The 15,573-nt window shown below is 68.8% G+C and carries 14 protein-coding genes; 4 read left to right on the forward strand and 10 right to left on the reverse strand.

The window, feature by feature from the left end; genetic code table 11:
* Nucleotides 1–200 precede the first annotated feature (200 nt).
* Nucleotides 201–356 (reverse strand): hypothetical protein, encoded by a 156-nt coding sequence (locus ACWCP8_RS31750; protein ID WP_451119611.1) that lies wholly within the window; start codon nt 354–356, stop codon nt 201–203.
* 239 nt (nt 357–595) lie between these two features.
* Complete coding sequence (locus ACWCP8_RS31755; RefSeq protein ID WP_451119613.1) at nt 596–1,474, reverse strand: isocitrate lyase/PEP mutase family protein; 879 nt, start codon at nt 1,472–1,474, stop codon at nt 596–598.
* Nucleotides 1,475–2,239: 765 nt separating this feature from the next.
* On the opposite strand from ACWCP8_RS31755, the gene ACWCP8_RS31760 reads away from it, so the two are divergent.
* On the forward strand, nt 2,240–2,581 hold the full coding sequence (locus ACWCP8_RS31760) for a DUF6299 family protein (RefSeq protein ID WP_352269914.1): 342 nt from the start codon (nt 2,240–2,242) through the stop codon (nt 2,579–2,581).
* Nucleotides 2,582–3,452: 871 nt separating this feature from the next.
* Here ACWCP8_RS31760 and ACWCP8_RS31765 read toward each other — a convergent pair.
* The 3 genes from ACWCP8_RS31765 to ACWCP8_RS31775 form a co-directional block, all read right to left on the reverse strand.
* Entirely contained in the window at nt 3,453–5,693 is a 2,241-nt protein-coding gene (locus tag ACWCP8_RS31765; protein WP_451119615.1) for a hypothetical protein, read from the reverse strand.
* On the reverse strand, nt 5,690–6,385 hold the full coding sequence (locus ACWCP8_RS31770; protein WP_383922233.1) for an ABC transporter ATP-binding protein: 696 nt from the start codon (nt 6,383–6,385) through the stop codon (nt 5,690–5,692). The genes ACWCP8_RS31765 and ACWCP8_RS31770 overlap by 4 nt, the downstream gene beginning before the upstream one ends.
* Nucleotides 6,386–6,491: 106 nt before the next feature.
* Nucleotides 6,492–6,884, reverse strand: a complete 393-nt coding sequence (locus tag ACWCP8_RS31775; RefSeq protein WP_451119617.1) for a hypothetical protein — start codon at nt 6,882–6,884, stop codon at nt 6,492–6,494.
* A 168-nt stretch (nt 6,885–7,052) separates the two neighbouring features.
* Here ACWCP8_RS31775 and ACWCP8_RS31780 point away from each other — a divergent pair, with 168 nt between their 5' ends.
* Nucleotides 7,053–7,547, forward strand: a complete 495-nt coding sequence (locus ACWCP8_RS31780; RefSeq protein WP_451119619.1) for a hypothetical protein — start codon at nt 7,053–7,055, stop codon at nt 7,545–7,547.
* Nucleotides 7,548–7,720: 173 nt separating this feature from the next.
* Here ACWCP8_RS31780 and ACWCP8_RS31785 read toward each other — a convergent pair whose 3' ends face one another.
* From ACWCP8_RS31785 to ACWCP8_RS31795, 3 genes are all read right to left on the reverse strand, one after another.
* Entirely contained in the window at nt 7,721–8,572 is an 852-nt protein-coding gene (locus ACWCP8_RS31785) for an aldo/keto reductase (RefSeq protein ID WP_451119621.1), read from the reverse strand.
* Nucleotides 8,573–8,659: 87 nt separating this feature from the next.
* On the reverse strand, nt 8,660–9,694 hold the full coding sequence (locus ACWCP8_RS31790; protein WP_451119623.1) for an alcohol dehydrogenase catalytic domain-containing protein: 1,035 nt from the start codon (nt 9,692–9,694) through the stop codon (nt 8,660–8,662).
* A 154-nt stretch (nt 9,695–9,848) separates the two neighbouring features.
* Nucleotides 9,849–11,297: an MFS transporter gene (locus ACWCP8_RS31795; RefSeq protein ID WP_451119625.1), complete on the reverse strand. Its 1,449-nt coding sequence runs from the start codon at nt 11,295–11,297 to the stop codon at nt 9,849–9,851.
* A 238-nt stretch (nt 11,298–11,535) separates the two neighbouring features.
* On the opposite strand from ACWCP8_RS31795, the gene ACWCP8_RS31800 reads away from it, so the two are divergent.
* Complete coding sequence (locus tag ACWCP8_RS31800; RefSeq protein ID WP_451119627.1) at nt 11,536–12,456, forward strand: helix-turn-helix transcriptional regulator; 921 nt, start codon at nt 11,536–11,538, stop codon at nt 12,454–12,456.
* Between the two features lie 393 nt (nt 12,457–12,849).
* Here ACWCP8_RS31800 and ACWCP8_RS31805 read toward each other — a convergent pair whose 3' ends face one another.
* The gene (locus ACWCP8_RS31805) at nt 12,850–13,065 is read right to left on the reverse strand and encodes a hypothetical protein (RefSeq protein ID WP_451119629.1); all 216 of its coding nucleotides are present in this window, start codon (nt 13,063–13,065) and stop codon (nt 12,850–12,852) included.
* A gap of 405 nt (nt 13,066–13,470) precedes the next feature.
* Between ACWCP8_RS31805 and ACWCP8_RS31810 the strand changes: the two genes are divergently transcribed.
* Nucleotides 13,471–14,079 carry a DJ-1/PfpI family protein gene (locus tag ACWCP8_RS31810; RefSeq protein ID WP_352269901.1) on the forward strand — a complete coding sequence of 203 codons (609 nt, stop codon included), beginning with the start codon at nt 13,471–13,473 and terminating at the stop codon, nt 14,077–14,079.
* 48 nt (nt 14,080–14,127) lie between these two features.
* On the opposite strand, the gene eno is transcribed toward ACWCP8_RS31810, so the two are convergent.
* The gene (eno, locus tag ACWCP8_RS31815; RefSeq protein ID WP_352269899.1) at nt 14,128–15,435 is read right to left on the reverse strand and encodes a phosphopyruvate hydratase; all 1,308 of its coding nucleotides are present in this window, start codon (nt 15,433–15,435) and stop codon (nt 14,128–14,130) included.
* Nucleotides 15,436–15,573 lie beyond the last annotated feature (138 nt).

Here is a 15,573-nt window from a genome sequence, read left to right on the forward strand (position 1 = left end):
ACGCAACCGCAACAAGGCACTCACGAGCACCGATGCACGACCACCGCCTCACCCTCACCGAACTACAGCGGACCAGTCGATCTCCAACTGAAGGGTTTGGCGCGGCCGAACATCTGGCGGGTGACCATCTTGATGTGGTTGACCCGGCCTTCCACCGGGTCGGAGTTCCAGCGAGTGGTCAGGCCCTGGACGACGACGTCCTAGTCTTTCTCCAGGCCGGTGGTGAACGTGTGCAGGCCCGGCAGGTCTTCGGCGCGGGTGGCGGTGATCCAGTCCTTGAGGTGCTGGCCGGAGTGGGCCTGAAGGATCTCGGCGAATGTGCGGACGTGGCGGTGGGGGCGGAGAGTTCCGGGCACTGGTCGAGGATGGCGAACTGCCGGCGTTCTTCACCGCTCAGGTGTTCTGGGCGCCGCAGGATAGAGCGACGCCCTCGGGCCGTCGTGCATGGTCGGGCTCTGGCTCAGTGGGCGGTCACCGATTGTCACGCGACGCACCGTCGGGGTGGCGATCCCCCACAACCCGTCGGGAACGATCCGGCCCCACCCAATGCTCCCCGTGCATTTCTCGACGACCAACCACCGTGCAGGACACAGTCTTACTGTTCGGGCTGGTAGCGCCGCTCGAGTTCGGTGTGCTCGCCAAGACCGATCAGCGCGGTGAACTCCTCGAACTGGATCAGGTTCCCGAGTGCGCCTCGCGTGTCGCCTGCCGTCGCGAGCACCTCGAGGTAGTCCCGCATTCCCTTGGCGGCCGCGAATGCCGTCCCCACTGGGAAGATCGCGAGGGCGTATCCCATGTCCTGGAGGACGCCGACACCAGGAGTCGGCGTCCGGCCGCCTTCGACCTGGTTACTGAGAAGGGGGACGGTGCCGCGGAACGCATTGCAGATCCGCCGCATCTCCTCCTCGCTCTCGGGGGATTCGATGAACAGCATGTCGGCGCCGGCCTCGTGGTAGGCGGCGCCCCGGTCGATCGCCTCGTCGAGCCCGTGTGTCGTCCGCGCGTCGGTGCGGGCAATGATGACGAAGTCGGGGTCCTGCCGCGCGTCGACCGCTGCCTTGATCTTCTGGACCATCTCGTGGACGGGGACGACCTCGCGTCCCAGCATGTGCCCGCAGCGCTTCGGGAAGGTCTGGTCCTCGATGTGCATCGCCGCGGCGCCGGCCCGTTCGTAGGCGATGACCGCGCGGCGGACGTTGAGCGGATTGCCGAAGCCGGTGTCGGCGTCGGCGATCAGCGGCAGGTCCACCACATCGGCCATGGCCGTGACACGTTCCACCATTTGTGTGTGCGACAGATAACCCACGTCGGGCTGCCCCAGGATGCTGGCAGCCGTTTCGAATCCGCTGAGGTAGAACGCCTGGAAGCCGAGCCGCTCCACCAGCCGGGCCCCGGTTCCGTCATAGGCTCCCGGAGCCACCAGGATTCTCGGGTCGTTGAGCAGTTGCCGCAGGCGAGTCGTGTGTCTGGGCATGGCCGTCCTCCTGCGCTGAAGCGGGGTGGGCGCCGACCGCGGTCGGCGCAGCCCCGGCACCGTATGCGCCCGTATGCCGCTCGTGCCCCTCGGCACGACCACGGACGTCCGACTGTCGGCGGCACGCTATCCGTTGGTGCTCCAGACTCTGGGATCCGCCAGCACCGGCCCTACCCGGATGATAGGGCGCAAACATGACCGAAGTGCCCTAGCGGATACGGCGGGGCCTCTGCCGGTCAGGCGAGCTCACCCCTTTCTCACGGCCTGGACCACCCGGGCCGTGCACGGGTGAGCGGTCACGCCCAGGATCCAGATCCGGCGGTCGGCATGCGAGAAGCAGGCTGCAACGGCAGGCCCGAACCCCGCTGGAGCATGCCGGGTCGGCGCCGCAGCTGACCGGCACCGGCTTTGTTCACGTCGGGCGGTTCTGGCTCAAGTTCCGTGAGGCGACTACCTGCTCGGTGACCTCTGCTATGGCCACGACAAGTACCGCCGTCTCGTCTGGGCGCTCGGTGTGAAGCCAGTGATCGCCCGCCTCGGCACCGAGCACGGCGGCCCTGGTCTCGTACAGCTACGGCCAGGTGGCGTATTGCGTTCTGGTCGTCGTTTCCGCCCCCGAGGCATCTCGTTGAGCTGCAGGAAGGTTCTTACGATCAAGGAGATCAGCAAGTGCGAGGAAGTCTTGTTGCCGCCGGTGTCGTGGCTATTGGCGGCGCCCTTCTGACAGCAACCGCGGGTCCGGTCGCTGCCGCTGATGTTCATGCAGTGTCCGCCGCCCCGACCGGGACGGTCTCCACGGACGGAACTGTCACCCTCTCCGGCACCTATCGCTGTTCGCCGTTGTCGGGTCCCGGGCCGGTCTTCGTGTCTTCCACGGTGCGGGCCGGCGAAGTGCGGCACGGCATCGGCGGCACGGCAGCAACGTGCGACGGCGTCGAACACACGTGGGTGAACCAGGACAAGCCCATGCACGAAGCCCCGGTGGCACCGGGGCCGGCCGAGGTCGAAGCGACCCTTGTGCACCTGGACACGAGAAGTGGCCTGCCCATGCCAGGCATCATCGCGACCGACCGCCACGAGATCGAGCTGCGCCCCGCGAAGGGCTGACGGGCACCTCAAGGCCACCGGGACCGCCGAGATCCGCGACGCGCTGCGCGGTGGCAGGACCATCCGCCGGGGGCGGGGCTACTCGGTGCGCGTCACCGCCCCGCTCGCGCTCCACCGGGCCACGCTCAAGCAGTGCGCCGCCCTCGCCCCGCAAGGCGTACCGCACGTATGCCGACCGGATCGCCGCGGCCGGCAACCATCGCGCGGGCGGTTCGTTGGACCGGCGTGGGCATCGAGAAGCAGAGCGTGGACTACGCCTTCGCGGCGGACCTGCCCCTGCCGGCGGCCCGGGAGATCACCCGGTTGATCGGTGAGGGGGCCAGCTGTTCGAGGACGAGCACCGCTGCACGGACTGCGTGGTCAAGCAGCTCACGCGAGCCTTGGACCGCGACGAGCGGTGGGCCACGGTCTACGTCACCGCCCTGGCCGTCCACCCGGGTGAAGCCGTTCCGCCCCCGGCTAACGAGCCGATCTGCGCGGGGCTGGCGGTCCGGTGGACGGCGGCCGGGCGTGTCGTGCCCGGACAGACCGATCAGGAGTGGAACATGCTCACAAGCCGCTGCCCGTGGCCCAACCGATAGGCAGGCGTGGTGCGACGGCCTGCGCCCCCCTCGCCCGCACCACGCGACCCCGGCCCGGCAGCCCCGGAGCCCGCCCGGCCACCCGGGGCTGCCGGGCCGTACGATTTTGGTTGGGCCCCTTCCGGTCCGGCAGGCTCAGCCGAATGAGGGACCCACTCTGCCCGCCATGGGGTATCCGCAGGGGATGGACATTCCAGGACCTGGACCAGCGTGAAATCACCCGCCGGAAGTCATGGCGGACGACGGCCGACGGCTGACACCGCAACCTCAAGATTCCCGACAGATTCAGTTCAGTCGTGCCGGGGACGCCAGTGCCTCGATTCCCGTACCGCGCTCAAGGCAGCCAGGCCGGCCACAAGCACGGCCAGGGCGCACAGCGTAGCTACCGACGCAGTCAGCATCTGGGGAGGCAGCTCACCGTTTCTCGGCGGTGTCGTGTAGGGCAGGGTGACCCAGACGGCGCTCACCGCACCCAGCGCGGCGGCGACGCACAGGGGTACGGCGAGCGTCCAGGCGGCCACGGTCACATACACACGCCGACTGCCGCTGACCACGGAAACCGGGGCGATGGAGCGGGCGAAACGCAGGACCTCCGCAAGGCAGTTCAACGCGGCGGCCAGTGCTACCAGCCCCACACCCACGACTCCCAGAAGTGTCACCCACCGCAGCTGGGAGGAGAGCAGGGCCGCACCTCCGATCCATCCCTGCCCCACCCCCTCGACGAGGGCACCGGGTCCCAGGATCGAGAGCGCGTCGCGCTTGAGGGTTCCCAGCGGAAGCGCTTGGCCCTGCGGCGAGTACACGACGAGCATGTTGCCCTGACGGGTGGCGAGAGGACCGCGGCTCACACCCACCTGTGCAACGGAGGACGGCAGCAGGGCACGGAGGGCGGGCGTGGCGTCCGAGAGGGGGACGTCCCGAGTACGTTGCCCGGCCGGGCACACCAGGCCCAGGCCGCGCAGAGCATCGCAGCTTCCGCGGACCGTGACGGCCTGCCGGACCTCGACAGGCCCGTCCTCGGTCTCCTTCACCTCGCCCGCTCCGTTCGCCAGACCGAGCGTCGAGTCGAGCACCGCCACCTCGGCTCCGGGTGGCAGCTTCTCGACCCACGCTCCGGTTCTGTCCTCTGCACCGTGCGGCATCTGTACGGTGAGGATGCTGTACCCGAAGCGCTCCCGCATGGCCAGCGCCCCTTGAACAGAGGCACTGTGCATGCTCGGATACACCTGGACCACACTCAGCAGCCCCAGCGCGATCACCACTCCCGCCACCAGGCGCGAAAGGTAACCCGGGCGTCCTTGGGTCCAGCGGCCCGCGAGGAGGGTCCCCGCCCAGCCCAGGCGGCGCCCGAGTTGCGTCACACCACGGCCTGCTGCGGACAGCAGCAGCGCGATGGCCGCGGGCACGGTGGCCAGGGCTCCGACGGTGCCGAGCAGAGACACGAGTACGACGGATTGGGTGGCTCCATAGGTGGCGAAGGCCGTGGGCGACCAGCTCAGGATTCCCAGGAACACCGGGCACGATCCGGCTGCGACCTTCACCAGTCGCCCCCGACCGGCGCTGCGCGGTCTGGTGGACCGGCCGGGCCCCGCCCACTGATGCATCAGAACGACCAGAGCGGCGAGCAGCAGGGGGGACGCGATCAGTGCGAGGACCAGCTGCCAGGCGTGGGATCGCATGTCGGACGCTGCCAGCACATAGCCGACGAAGGGAATCCTCAGATCGGTGACCAGGGCCGCTCCCAGCGCGGGCGCGGTCAGTACGGTGCCGAGCAGCAGAGCCGGAGCCGCTTCCCCCGTGCTCAGCAACGCCAGTTGCCGGGGTCCACCGCCCAGCGCGCCGAGCAGTGCGGTACGCCGGTCGCGGCCCGCAGCTCCCAGCCGGGTGGCCACCACGGCGAACAGACCGGCAGGAAGGCCGAGCATGGCGATCAGCAGGCTGAGGAAGACGGACAAGGGGCGCACGGTGGCCAGGTCACCGAATCCGCCCGCGTCCTCGGACCCGAAACCGGTGGCGAGCAGGGCGTGCTCGGCAGTGAGCGTTCCGTTCGCCGGCCGGGCGTAAGCGTAGCGCTCACCCGGGCCGGCCAGCCCTTCCGGAACGATGCTGCCGACGACTCGTCCGTACCGGTCTCCGACCCCGTCGGCGGCCAGCGACGGCGACAGCACGGCTTCGCCCGGACCCGGCCAGCGGGAGACACCTGGGGGCAGCGGAGCATCGGGGCTCATGGGTTCGATGTAGACGACCTCCACCTGCCGGTCGTGAACATCGTCCAGGTACAGCTGTATCCGCAGAGGCGCCTCTTCCGCGGCCTGGCCGTCGTGCAGACGCAGCACAGGCGTGCGTGCCGCCCCGCGATCCGTCCGCTCCTGGTACGTGGCCCGGGCAGCCATCATCGCAGTCAACGTCACGGCGAGCACGCACGTGGCGATCGTCAAAGCCACGAAGCGGACCCGGCCGTCGGCAGAGCCATGCCCGGCGGCGCGCCCCATACGCAACAGCTGACGGCTCAGCGACCGCCCTGCGCTCATCGGGCACCTCGGGAAAGAAGTGCCCCCTGAGTGACGAGCTGCCCCTCACGGAGGGCCAGACAATGATCGGCGCGAGCTGCGACCGACTCGTCGTGTGTGACCACCAGGACCGCACAGCCCCATTTCCGGGGAAGGGAGAACAGCAGCTCGGCGACAGCCTCTCTGTTCTGGGTATCGAGCGATCCCGTGGGCTCGTCGGCCAGGAGCAGCGCAGGCTGGTTCACCAGGGCGCGCGCCACTGCCGCCCGCTGCCGTTCCCCACCGGACAGCTCTGCGGTCGGGGTCGTCTCCACAGGCACGCCGAGGTCAACGAGTAGTTGGCGTGCACGGTCGAAGGCTTCGGCTCGCTTCACTCCGGCCAGGAGTGCGGCCATCGCGACGTTCTCCACGGGAGTCAGTTCCGGGAGCAGTTCGCCGAACTGGAACACCATGCCAATGGTGTCGCGTCGGTGCCTGGCCAGGTTGCGCGGCTTGAGCCCGGCCAGGTCCTGACCGGCTATGCGGACCTCACCATGGTCGTATCGGATCAGCCCGAGCACACAGTTGAGCAATGTGCTCTTGCCCGTCCCGCTGGGCCCGGTGACGGCCAGCGACTGACCGGCGGGGAGCGTGAGGTCCACGCCGTCGAGCAGTGCCCGGCCGGCCACGGAATAATAGAGGTCCCGGACTTCCAGCACGGGGTTCACTTGCATCACACGGTCTCTCTCAGCCGGTCGCTCGCCTACGCGTCACCGGGTCACGGGAGCAAAGGATTTGAACGGGCCCGCCGTTGCGGCGGAGCCCGTCAGCACGCCTCGGTCAGTGGCTCATGGCCACGTACACGGAGCAGTCGTCCGGCTGCGATATCTGGGATTCGCAGATCTTCGCCTTGATGACCCAGCTTCCGGTGCCCGAGTAGTCCTCGGTACCTGCGCCCAGCTTGTTCCACACGTTGCGCTCCGTGCCGGAGCTCGCCGACCGATAGTAGGTGCTGTAAACCGGGTTGGAGTCCGAAGTACTGTCCCAGGCTCCCACCACGGCGCTGCTGGAGGTCAAGTTGTCGTAGACGCGAGCCTGGCCGGTGCCGGACAGTGTTGCTGTCTGATAGGCGAGGGCCGGCGCGGCACCGACGAGGGCGATGATTCCGACTGCCGACAGGGCGATGGCAACTCTTCGCTTGCTCAGAAATCCGTCCTCTGTGCACTTGAACATGACAAGGTCGCAGCGTACTCCACAAGTGATCACCAGATGGCTCTGTCGCAAGAAGATTCGACGGCAACGGCACGAGCGTGGTGGGCGTCGGCAACCAGTCCGTCGCTGAAAACCAACTAACCCACTGTCTAAGAAACCCGGGGCTTGACACCACGAGAGGTCATAGGCATGCGCATCTCAACCGACGACGGCCGATTCGGTCTGATCTTGACCCCAGCAGGTGACCCCTGGGATGCGCGCTTCTTTCGTTTCCAACTCATCGTGGACTCGATCATCATGGGCGATTCAGAGCCCTGCATCCTCGGCTCGATGATGCTGACACTGCAGAACATGGCCAGGCTTGAGGACCCGCGTCTGGCCCAGCCCGACGCTGACCCTGCCGCGACGCTGTCCGTGTTGCGCTCCGATGCCGCCCTAAACGATCCGTCGCTGCTGGGAGCCGCCGAGTCCCTCGACCATTGCCAGGTCCGCGGGTATGTCCACGGCACGAACGCGATCGTGATCGGCGAGCCCGCCGAGCCGCCCGTGGGGACGCGCACGCCCCACGTCGCAGTCATGTCGCTGCACGACTTTCAAGCGATCGTCACAGCCGCCGCCCACTACTGGGAAGAGGTTCAGCGTGATGCACGGCTCAAACCCTTAACCGATGAGGCAGCACCTTGAGTTCACCCAGAACACACGGGTCGAAACCCTCCAGAAAGCCTGAACACCCGTCGGTTCCCGACGAAGAACCCTCAGTTTCGCTGAACCCACGGGACTCAGGGCCCTGCACTCCCGAAGCTACGGAGAGGTGAAATGCAGCTCTCTGTGGTGCGTGCGCCCACGTGCCCGACCGGTCAGTTGGCCAGGCGCCGCTTGCCGAGCCGGCCGACAACGGCGGGGTCGCGGTGGTCGAAGAACAGCGAGCCGCCGGTGTCCAGGGTGGCGATGGACGCCATCTGGTCGTCGGTGAGTGCGAAGTCGAAGACGTCGATGTTCTCCGCCATGCGCTCAGTGCGCACCGACTTGGGGATCGCGACGACGCCGCGCTGGACCAGCCAGCGCAGCGCGACCTGAGCCACGGACTTTCCGTGCTGCTCGGCGATTTCACTCAGGACCGGGTCAGTGAAGAGATTGTTGCGGCCTTCGGCGAAGCCGCCCCACGACTGGATCTGGACCCCGTGCTCGCACATGAGCTCCTGGTCGGCGGTGCGCTGGAAAAACGGGTGGGTCTCGATCTGGTTGATCGCGGGCGTGACGTCGTTGTTGACGATGAGGTCGACGAGCCGGTCGGGGTAGAAGTTGGCTACGCCGATCGCTTTGATGCGGCCCTCGCGGTGGAGGTCCTGCATGGCGCGCCACTGGCCGTACACGTCGCCGTAGGGCTGGTGCATCAGGTACAGGTCGAGGTAGTCGAGGCCGAGCTTGTTCAGCGATGTCTCGAAGGCGCGCTTGGTGTTCCCCTGCGCAGGAGCGTCCTGGATCCACAACTTGGTGGTGACGAACAGCTCTTCGCGCGGGACGCCGCTGCTCTTGATCGCGCGGCCGACGGCCTCCTCGTTCTGGTACGCGGCGGCGGTGTCGAGCAGCCGGTAGCCGGCCGCGAGGGCGTGGGTGACGGCCTGCTCGGTCTCCTCCGGCGGGATCTGGAACACGCCGAAGCCGAGGATCGGCATTTCGACGCCGTTGTTCAAGGTGACGGTCTGCATCGGATTTTCCCTTTCGTATGGGATACGGGCGGAGGCCGGTCGGTCAGTGGTCGCCCAGGGGCCGCACCGCGCTGGTGGCAGTACTGGTCAGAGGGTGATGAGGGCCTTGAGGACGCGGCGGTCGGCCATGGACTGGTAGGCGTCCGGAACCTGGTCGAGGGAGAACTTCCTGTCGAAGACGCGGCCGGGGTGGATGCTGCCGTCCAGGATGTCCGGCAGCAGCTCGTCGATGTAGGCGCGGGCCGGGCTGGCACCGCCTGTGAGGGTGATGTTCCGCATGATCATGGATGGGCCGACGGGTCCTTCCTCGTACTGTGGGACGCCAAGGCGGCTGATGATGCCGCCGTCGATGACCGCGCCGAGAGCGGTCTCCAGCGTCTGGCGGGTGCCGACGGCCTCGATGACCTTCTCGACGCCGTTGCCGCCGGTCAGGTCCCGTACGCGGGCAATGCCCTCTTCGCCGCGCTCGGCAACGACGTCGGAAGCGCCGAACTCGCGGCCCAGGTCGGTGCGGTCGGTGTGCCGCCCCATGAGGATGATCTGCTCGGCACCGAGCCGCCCGGCGGCGATGACCGCGCAGAGGCCGACCGCGCCGTCTCCGATGACCAGCACGGAGTCGCCGTGGCTGACGCCGGCCGTGACGGCGCCGTGGTGACCGGTGCCCATCACGTCCGACAGCGTCAGCAGCGAGGGCAGCATTGCAGAGTCGGCGCCGACGGGCAGTTTGACCAGGGTGCCGTCGGCCTGCGGGACGCGCACCGTCTCGCCCTGGCCGCCATCCACGTTGTCAAAGCCGTACCGGCCTCCATGACGGCACGAGATGTGCAGGCCCCTGGCACAGAAGTCGCAGGTGTTGTCGCAGTACTTGAACGGGCTGACGACCAGGTCTCCCGGCTTGACGGAGGTGACCTGTGCACCGGTCTCCTCCACCACGCCCAGGAACTCGTGTCCCATGGGGCGGCCGGTGTCGGTGGCGGGCATCGACTTGTAGGGCCACAGGTCGCTGCCGCACACGCACGACAGGACGGTGCGCACGACGGCGTCGGTGGGCTGCTGGATCTTCGGGTCGGGACGGTCCTCGATCCGGACGTCTCCGGCTCCGTACATCACTGCTGCACGCATGGAAGGTGCTCCTGCTCTGGAGGATTCCGCCGTTCGCGGCGGAGAGGGGGCGTTTCTGGGGGGTTCGGCCTCGTACTGCACTGTCGGGGCACGTCCTGGCATCGGGCCGGTGCCATCCGGTCGAAGGACGAAGGCGTGCGGGGTGGTGGCCGGGTCAGCGTTCGAGCAACTGCCGCCCGGCTTGCGTGTGGGTCTCGCCGGCGACCGGGGGCCGGCTGCTGAGCTTGTCGATCTGCTCGCCGGTCAGCTCGATGCCACCGGCGGCGTGGTCTGTGGGTTCACGAGCGGGTGGTGGGCCGAGCAGGAAGCTCGCCGCGGTGGTGAGCAGGAGTGCTGCGGCGGCGATGAGCAGGCTGGTCTCAAGCCCCGCTGCCAGGTGGTCATGGTCGGCGACAAGCGCAGCGAAGACCGCAACAGCGAGCGCTCCGCCGATCTGGCGGGAGGTGTTCAGCACGCCGCCGGCCGTGCCGGCCCGCCCGGCTGCCACCTGGTCGAGCAGCAGGGAAGTCAAGGCGGGGACAGCCAGCGAACCACCCGCACCGACCGGAACCATCGCGGCGATCAGCAGCCACGTCGGCGCGGAGGCGGGCACGAGCGCCAGCAGGGTCAGGCCGGCCATCATGACCACCTGCCCGGTGATCACCGGCATGTGGGGGCCGAACCGTGCAGCGAACCAGGCCGCCGTGGGGCTGATGAACGCGGTCAGCAGGGTCATGGGCACGAACGCCAGCCCCGTGGCCGGCGCGGACATTCCCTTGGCCTGCTGCAGATACAGACTGAGCAGGAAGATCATGCCGTAGAAGCCGGTATTGAGCGCAAAGCCGATCGGGGCCGAGACCACCATGGTGCGCTCGCGCAGCAGCGTCAATCCGATCACGGAATGCGGGCCGCGGACCTGCGCCACAACGAACACCACGGCGGCGACCACGGCCATTGCGAACGAGACGATCGCCTGCAGTGCGGTGAAGCCGTCGGCGCCGGCCTTGATTGCCCCGAACGTCAGCGCGCCCATCGCGACGACCGCCGAGAGCTGTCCCGTCCAGTCGAACGGCGCCTGCCCCGAGGGCGGCGAGCGGTGGGTGCGCGCCAGGAGGAACAGTGCGATCAAGCCGACGGGCAGGTTGACGAAGAAGATCAGCCTCCAATCGACCTGACTGAGGAAACCACCCGCGACCGGACCCGCCGCCGAGCCGACGGAGCCACCCAGCGCCCACACGGAGATCGCCTTCGCCCGCTCGCCCGCATCCGGGAACGCCTCCCGAATCAGTGCCAGAGAGGACGGCACGATCACCGCGGCGCCGGCGCCCTGCACCAGCCGCGCGGAGACAAGCATCCCCAGATTCGGCGCCAGTCCGCAGACGGCAGAGGCAGCCACGAACACGGCCAGGCCCACGGCGAAGGTGCAGCGGGCCCCGAGCCGGTCGGTCAGCGAGCCTGCCGACAGCAGCAGAGCGGCGAACATCAGCGTGTAGCCATCGATCACCCACTGCAGCCCTGTGTTGCCGCCGCCCAGACTGTTTCGGATCGACGGCAGCGCCACGTTGACGACCAAGGCGTCCAGCGTGATGACGAAGAACCCCAGCAGCGCGGCCCCCAGCGCCACAGCAGAGCCTGGACGAGGCGTTGCTGTGGCCTGTTCCGCCCCTGGGAGGGGCGTTGTGCAGGTGGTGTACACGGGGGGCTCTCCTACTGGAAGGGGGTGAAGTGGCGACGTCATCCACCGTGCCGCCCCGCGCGCCGGACAGGCAGGCCGGGTTATGCCGGGGAATGGCGTTCAGGGGCAATAACAGGGCCCCTCAGCACGCCTGCCATACAGGTCAGAGGGTGTGAGACTGAAGTACATGGCATCCGAGGACAGCAGCAGCAGCAGCGACGGCGGCTCCGAGCTGGGCCGGTTTTTGCGCGCCCGCCGCACCCAGACCACGCCCGACCAGGTTGGCCTCACCGTCGGCGCGGGCCTGCGTCGCACCCCGGGTCTGCGCCGCGAGGAGCTGGCCACCCTGGCGGGCATCAGCATCGACTACTACGTCCGCCTCGAGCGTGGCAAGGAGACCCGCCCCAGCCCCTCCGTGCTCGACGCCCTCGCCCGCGCCCTGCAGCTGGACGACCAGCAGCACCACCATCTGCGGGAGCTGGCCGCCCGCGCCGCCCGCTACGCGCCCGAGCCGCCGCCCGCACCGAGCCGCACCGTGCGCCCTCACCTGAAGCTGCTGCTGGAGACGCTGCGTCCGAGCCCGGCGTACATCATCAGCCGCAGCATGGACCTGCTCGCCTGGAACCCCGGAGGGCTGGCCCTGTATGCGGGGCTGGAAGACTGGCCCGCCAAGCAGCGGAACCTCGCCCGCTACTTCTTCCTGCACCCCACGGCCCGCGGCCTGTTCCCCGACTGGGACAAGCAGGTCCGCGCCTGCGTCGCCCGCCTGCGCGCCCTGGCCGGAACCGCGCCCGACGCCCCCGACCTGACCGCTCTCGTCGGTGAACTCCTGCTCAAGAGCCCCGACTTCGCCAAGCTGTGGGAGCGATACGACGTCACCGGTCGCAAGCCGGCGCACAAGACGTTCCACCACCCGCACGTCGGCACGATCACGCTCGCAGCCCAGTCCATGCAGCTGGAGGGCACCCCGGGCCAGCGCCTCGGTGTCTACCTCGCCGAACCCGGCACCCCCGACTACGACGCCATGCTCCTGCTGGACATGACCGCGCCCCAACTCGCAGCGCGCCCGGCCGCTGCCGACGAGGCGAACCCGCACACACCGTCCTGACACCGTGCGTCGAAGCAGGGTGGGCCCTCTACCGCCGCAACCGTTGCGGTCACCACCGGGGTCGGCTTCCTGCTCCTACCGTCCCGCACCAGGTGGGTGGCCGCCCGCCGTTTCCGCCGTCCTGCCTCGACCATCCGTCGCGCTGCAGCTCACACCCAGTTCGTACGCCGGGCCCTGTATCCGGTGGTCGGCGAGCGGTTGGTCCAGAACAGCGCGGTCAGCCCGCGCCGGTCTTCGCCGCTCAGCCTCTTTTCCAGGCGGAAGGTGCCGTCTTCGGCGGCCGTCTCGTCGACATCGGCGGCTGTACGGCGCCCCGCGGCAGCGTCCAGCTCTACGAGCTGCGGTGATCGGCCGGGGCGACACCGCGCAGGAGGGACCTGGGCTGCCGCTCGGTCACCGACTGCGGGTGCGGCTGACCGAGTAGGGGCCGAGGGTGTCGCCGGTCCGGTTCGTACCGGCGGACGGATCGCTCGCCTTCAGCTTGGCGACGGCGGACGCGGGGTCGTCGGCGTAGAAGCGGAAGGCGCGGGCCTCGGCGGGTTTGCCCTGGGCGCGTATGTACTGCACCGGCTCGGTGAGCTCGACGGTGACCGTCGTCTGCCCGGCCACGGCCATATCGGCGACGCCGTAAGAGGAAGCCGTACATGACCGTCGTCTGACCCGGGGCGTAGGGGACAGGCAGGTTGCCGTCGCGTACGCCGTGCGGGCCGCGGCGGGTCACCCGGTGCAGGAAGCTGGTGGAGAGGAAGAACTCGTGGGCGGTCAACTTGCGCACGGACGCCGGGACGGCATCGGCGATCTCGGCGAGCAAGGCGGTGCGGCGGTCGAGACCGGCGCGGCGGTGCCGACGGTGGTCGAGCGAGATCAGGGCGGTCGCCGCGGCCATGAGGCCGACAGGCTCGGAGCTCGAAGCGCGAGTGGCGGTAGGCATGCCACCAGCCGCTGATTGGCTCTCGCCCCGGAACGGCGCGCCAAGGAGACTCGACATCTGATGCCGCACTTGAAGGAGTTGTGATGCAGGTAGCCGTGGTCACCTTCGACGGATTCAACGAGCTCGACAGTTTCATCGCTTCCGCGCTCATCAACCGGTGTCGAAAGGACGGCTTGGAAGCCTTCATTACGACGCCGACGCCAGTGGTCACGTCGATGAACGGCGTCGAGGTGACCGGGCAGCGCCCGATGGAGTTTGTGACCGAAGCCGACGTCGTTCTGATCGGTAGCGGGGTGAAGGCGCGAGAGGTGGTCGCCGACGACCGGCTGATCTCCAGGCTGCTGCTCGCCCCTTCGCGACAGCTGATCGGTGCGCAGTGCTCCGGCGCGCTGGTGCTCGCCCGGCTCGGGTTGCTGGATGGCATGCCGGCTTGCACGGACATGAAGAGCCGGCCCTTTGTCGAAGCCTGCGACGTCACCGTGCTGGACGCGCCGTTCCACGCCGAGGGGAACATCGCTACGGCGGGCGGTTGCCTGGCGTCCCAGTACCTCGCCACGTGGGTGATCAGCCGAATGCTCGGCGAGGACGCCGCGCGAGACGTCATCGACTACGTGGCTCCGGTCGGCGAGAATCAGGAGACTGTCGAGCGCGCCATGCGTGCTGTCCGCGCGGGCGAGGTTGCACTGCGCTGACGCTCCGAGATCAGCCAGGCCCGCGTGGCCGCTACCTCTGCCGGCTGTTCACGCCCGACGCAGTGCGGAGCGGCCCGCGAAGCGCGCCGAGTCGCCCAACTCTTCTTCGATCCGGATCAGTTGGTTGTATTTCGCCGTGCGGTCGGAGCGGGAGAGTGAGCCGGTCTTGATCTGACCGCAGCCGGTCGCCACCGCCAGATCCGCGATGGTGGTGTCCTCCGTCTCGCCCGAGCGGTGCGACATGACAGCCGTCCAGCCCGCCTGGTGGGCCGTGGCCACCGCGGCCAGCGCCTCGGTCAGGGTCCCGATCTGATTGACCTTGACCAGGACCGAGTTGCCGACGCCGGTGCGGATGCCCTCGCGCAGCAGCGTGTCGTTGGTGCAGAACACGTCGTCGCCGGTGAGCTGACAGCGGTCGCCGACGCGGGCGGTCAGCTCGCGCCAGCCGTCCAGGTCGTTCTCCGCCATCGGGTCCTCGATGGAGACGACCGGGTAGCCGTCGATGAGCTTGGCCAGGTAGTCGGCGTGCTCGGAGGGGGTGCGGCGCACCCCCTCGCCCGCGTAGTCGTACACCCCGTCGCGGAAGAACTCCGACGACGCCGGGTCCATGACCAGGCCGATGTCCGTGCCGGGGTGGTAGCCGGTGCGCTCGATGGCGGTCATCACGAAGTCGAGCGCCTCCTCAGCGGTACGCAGCGCGGGCGCGAAGCCACCCTCGTCGCCGACGCCCGTGGAGTGCCCGGCGGCCAGCAGATCGCGGCGCAGGGTGTGGAAGACCTCGCTGCCCATGCGGACGGCTTCGGCGAAGGTGTCGGCGCCCACGGGCGCGATCATGAACTCCTGGAAATCCAGCGGATTGTCGGCGTGGGCGCCGCCGTTGACGATGTTCATCATCGGCAGCGGCAGGAGGTGGGCGTCGGCGCCGCCGAGGTAGCGGTAGAGGGGCTGGCGGTGGGCCGCCGCGGTGGCCTTGGCGGCGGCGAGGGAGACGCCGAGGATCGCGTTGGCGCCGAGCCGAGACTTCGTGGCGGTGCCGTCGAGGGCGATCAGCGCGGCGTCGAGACCCGCCTGGTCCACCGCGTCCCGGCCGCGCACGGACGCCGCGATCTCCCCGTTGACGTGGGCCACCGCGCGGTCGACGCCCTTGCCGTGCCAGCGCGCGGAATCTCCGTCGCGCAGTTCCACGGCCTCTCGGGCACCGGTGGAGGCGCCGGAGGGGACAGCCGCGCGCCCCAGGGACCCGTCCGACAGGACGACGTCGACCTCGACCGTGGGGTTGCCCCGGCTGTCGATGATCCGGCGGGCGGTGACGGTCTCGATGGCGGCGTTGACGGTTCCGACTGCCTTTGTGGACATGGGAGTTCCTTCCCGTTGTCGTGTGCCGTGGCCCCGGCTGCGACAGCGCTGGCGCTGAGCCCGACAAGGTCAAACCCTACAGCAATGCTGTCCAGTTGTGCTGTACAGCATTGCTGTGCAGGTCAGGTGTACAGCTTT

The organism is Streptomyces sp. NPDC002206 (assembly GCF_053593595.1).

Excerpts from the sequence above, each read along its gene's own strand:
- ACWCP8_RS31755 (WP_451119613.1), bottom strand. The coding sequence starts at position 1,474 with ATGCCCAGACACACGACTCGCCTGCGGCAACTGCTCAACGACCCGAGA.
- ACWCP8_RS31765 (WP_451119615.1), bottom strand. The coding sequence starts at position 5,693 with ATGAGCGCAGGGCGGTCGCTGAGCCGTCAGCTGTTGCGTATGGGGCGC.
- ACWCP8_RS31770 (WP_383922233.1), bottom strand. The coding sequence starts at position 6,385 with ATGCAAGTGAACCCCGTGCTGGAAGTCCGGGACCTCTATTATTCCGTG.
- ACWCP8_RS31775 (WP_451119617.1), bottom strand. The coding sequence starts at position 6,884 with ATGTTCAAGTGCACAGAGGACGGATTTCTGAGCAAGCGAAGAGTTGCC.
- ACWCP8_RS31780 (WP_451119619.1), top strand. The coding sequence starts at position 7,053 with ATGCGCATCTCAACCGACGACGGCCGATTCGGTCTGATCTTGACCCCA.
- ACWCP8_RS31785 (WP_451119621.1), bottom strand. The coding sequence starts at position 8,572 with ATGCAGACCGTCACCTTGAACAACGGCGTCGAAATGCCGATCCTCGGC.
- ACWCP8_RS31790 (WP_451119623.1), bottom strand. The coding sequence starts at position 9,694 with ATGCGTGCAGCAGTGATGTACGGAGCCGGAGACGTCCGGATCGAGGAC.
- ACWCP8_RS31800 (WP_451119627.1), top strand. The coding sequence starts at position 11,536 with ATGGCATCCGAGGACAGCAGCAGCAGCAGCGACGGCGGCTCCGAGCTG.
- ACWCP8_RS31810 (WP_352269901.1), top strand. The coding sequence starts at position 13,471 with ATGCAGGTAGCCGTGGTCACCTTCGACGGATTCAACGAGCTCGACAGT.
- eno (WP_352269899.1), bottom strand. The coding sequence starts at position 15,435 with ATGTCCACAAAGGCAGTCGGAACCGTCAACGCCGCCATCGAGACCGTC.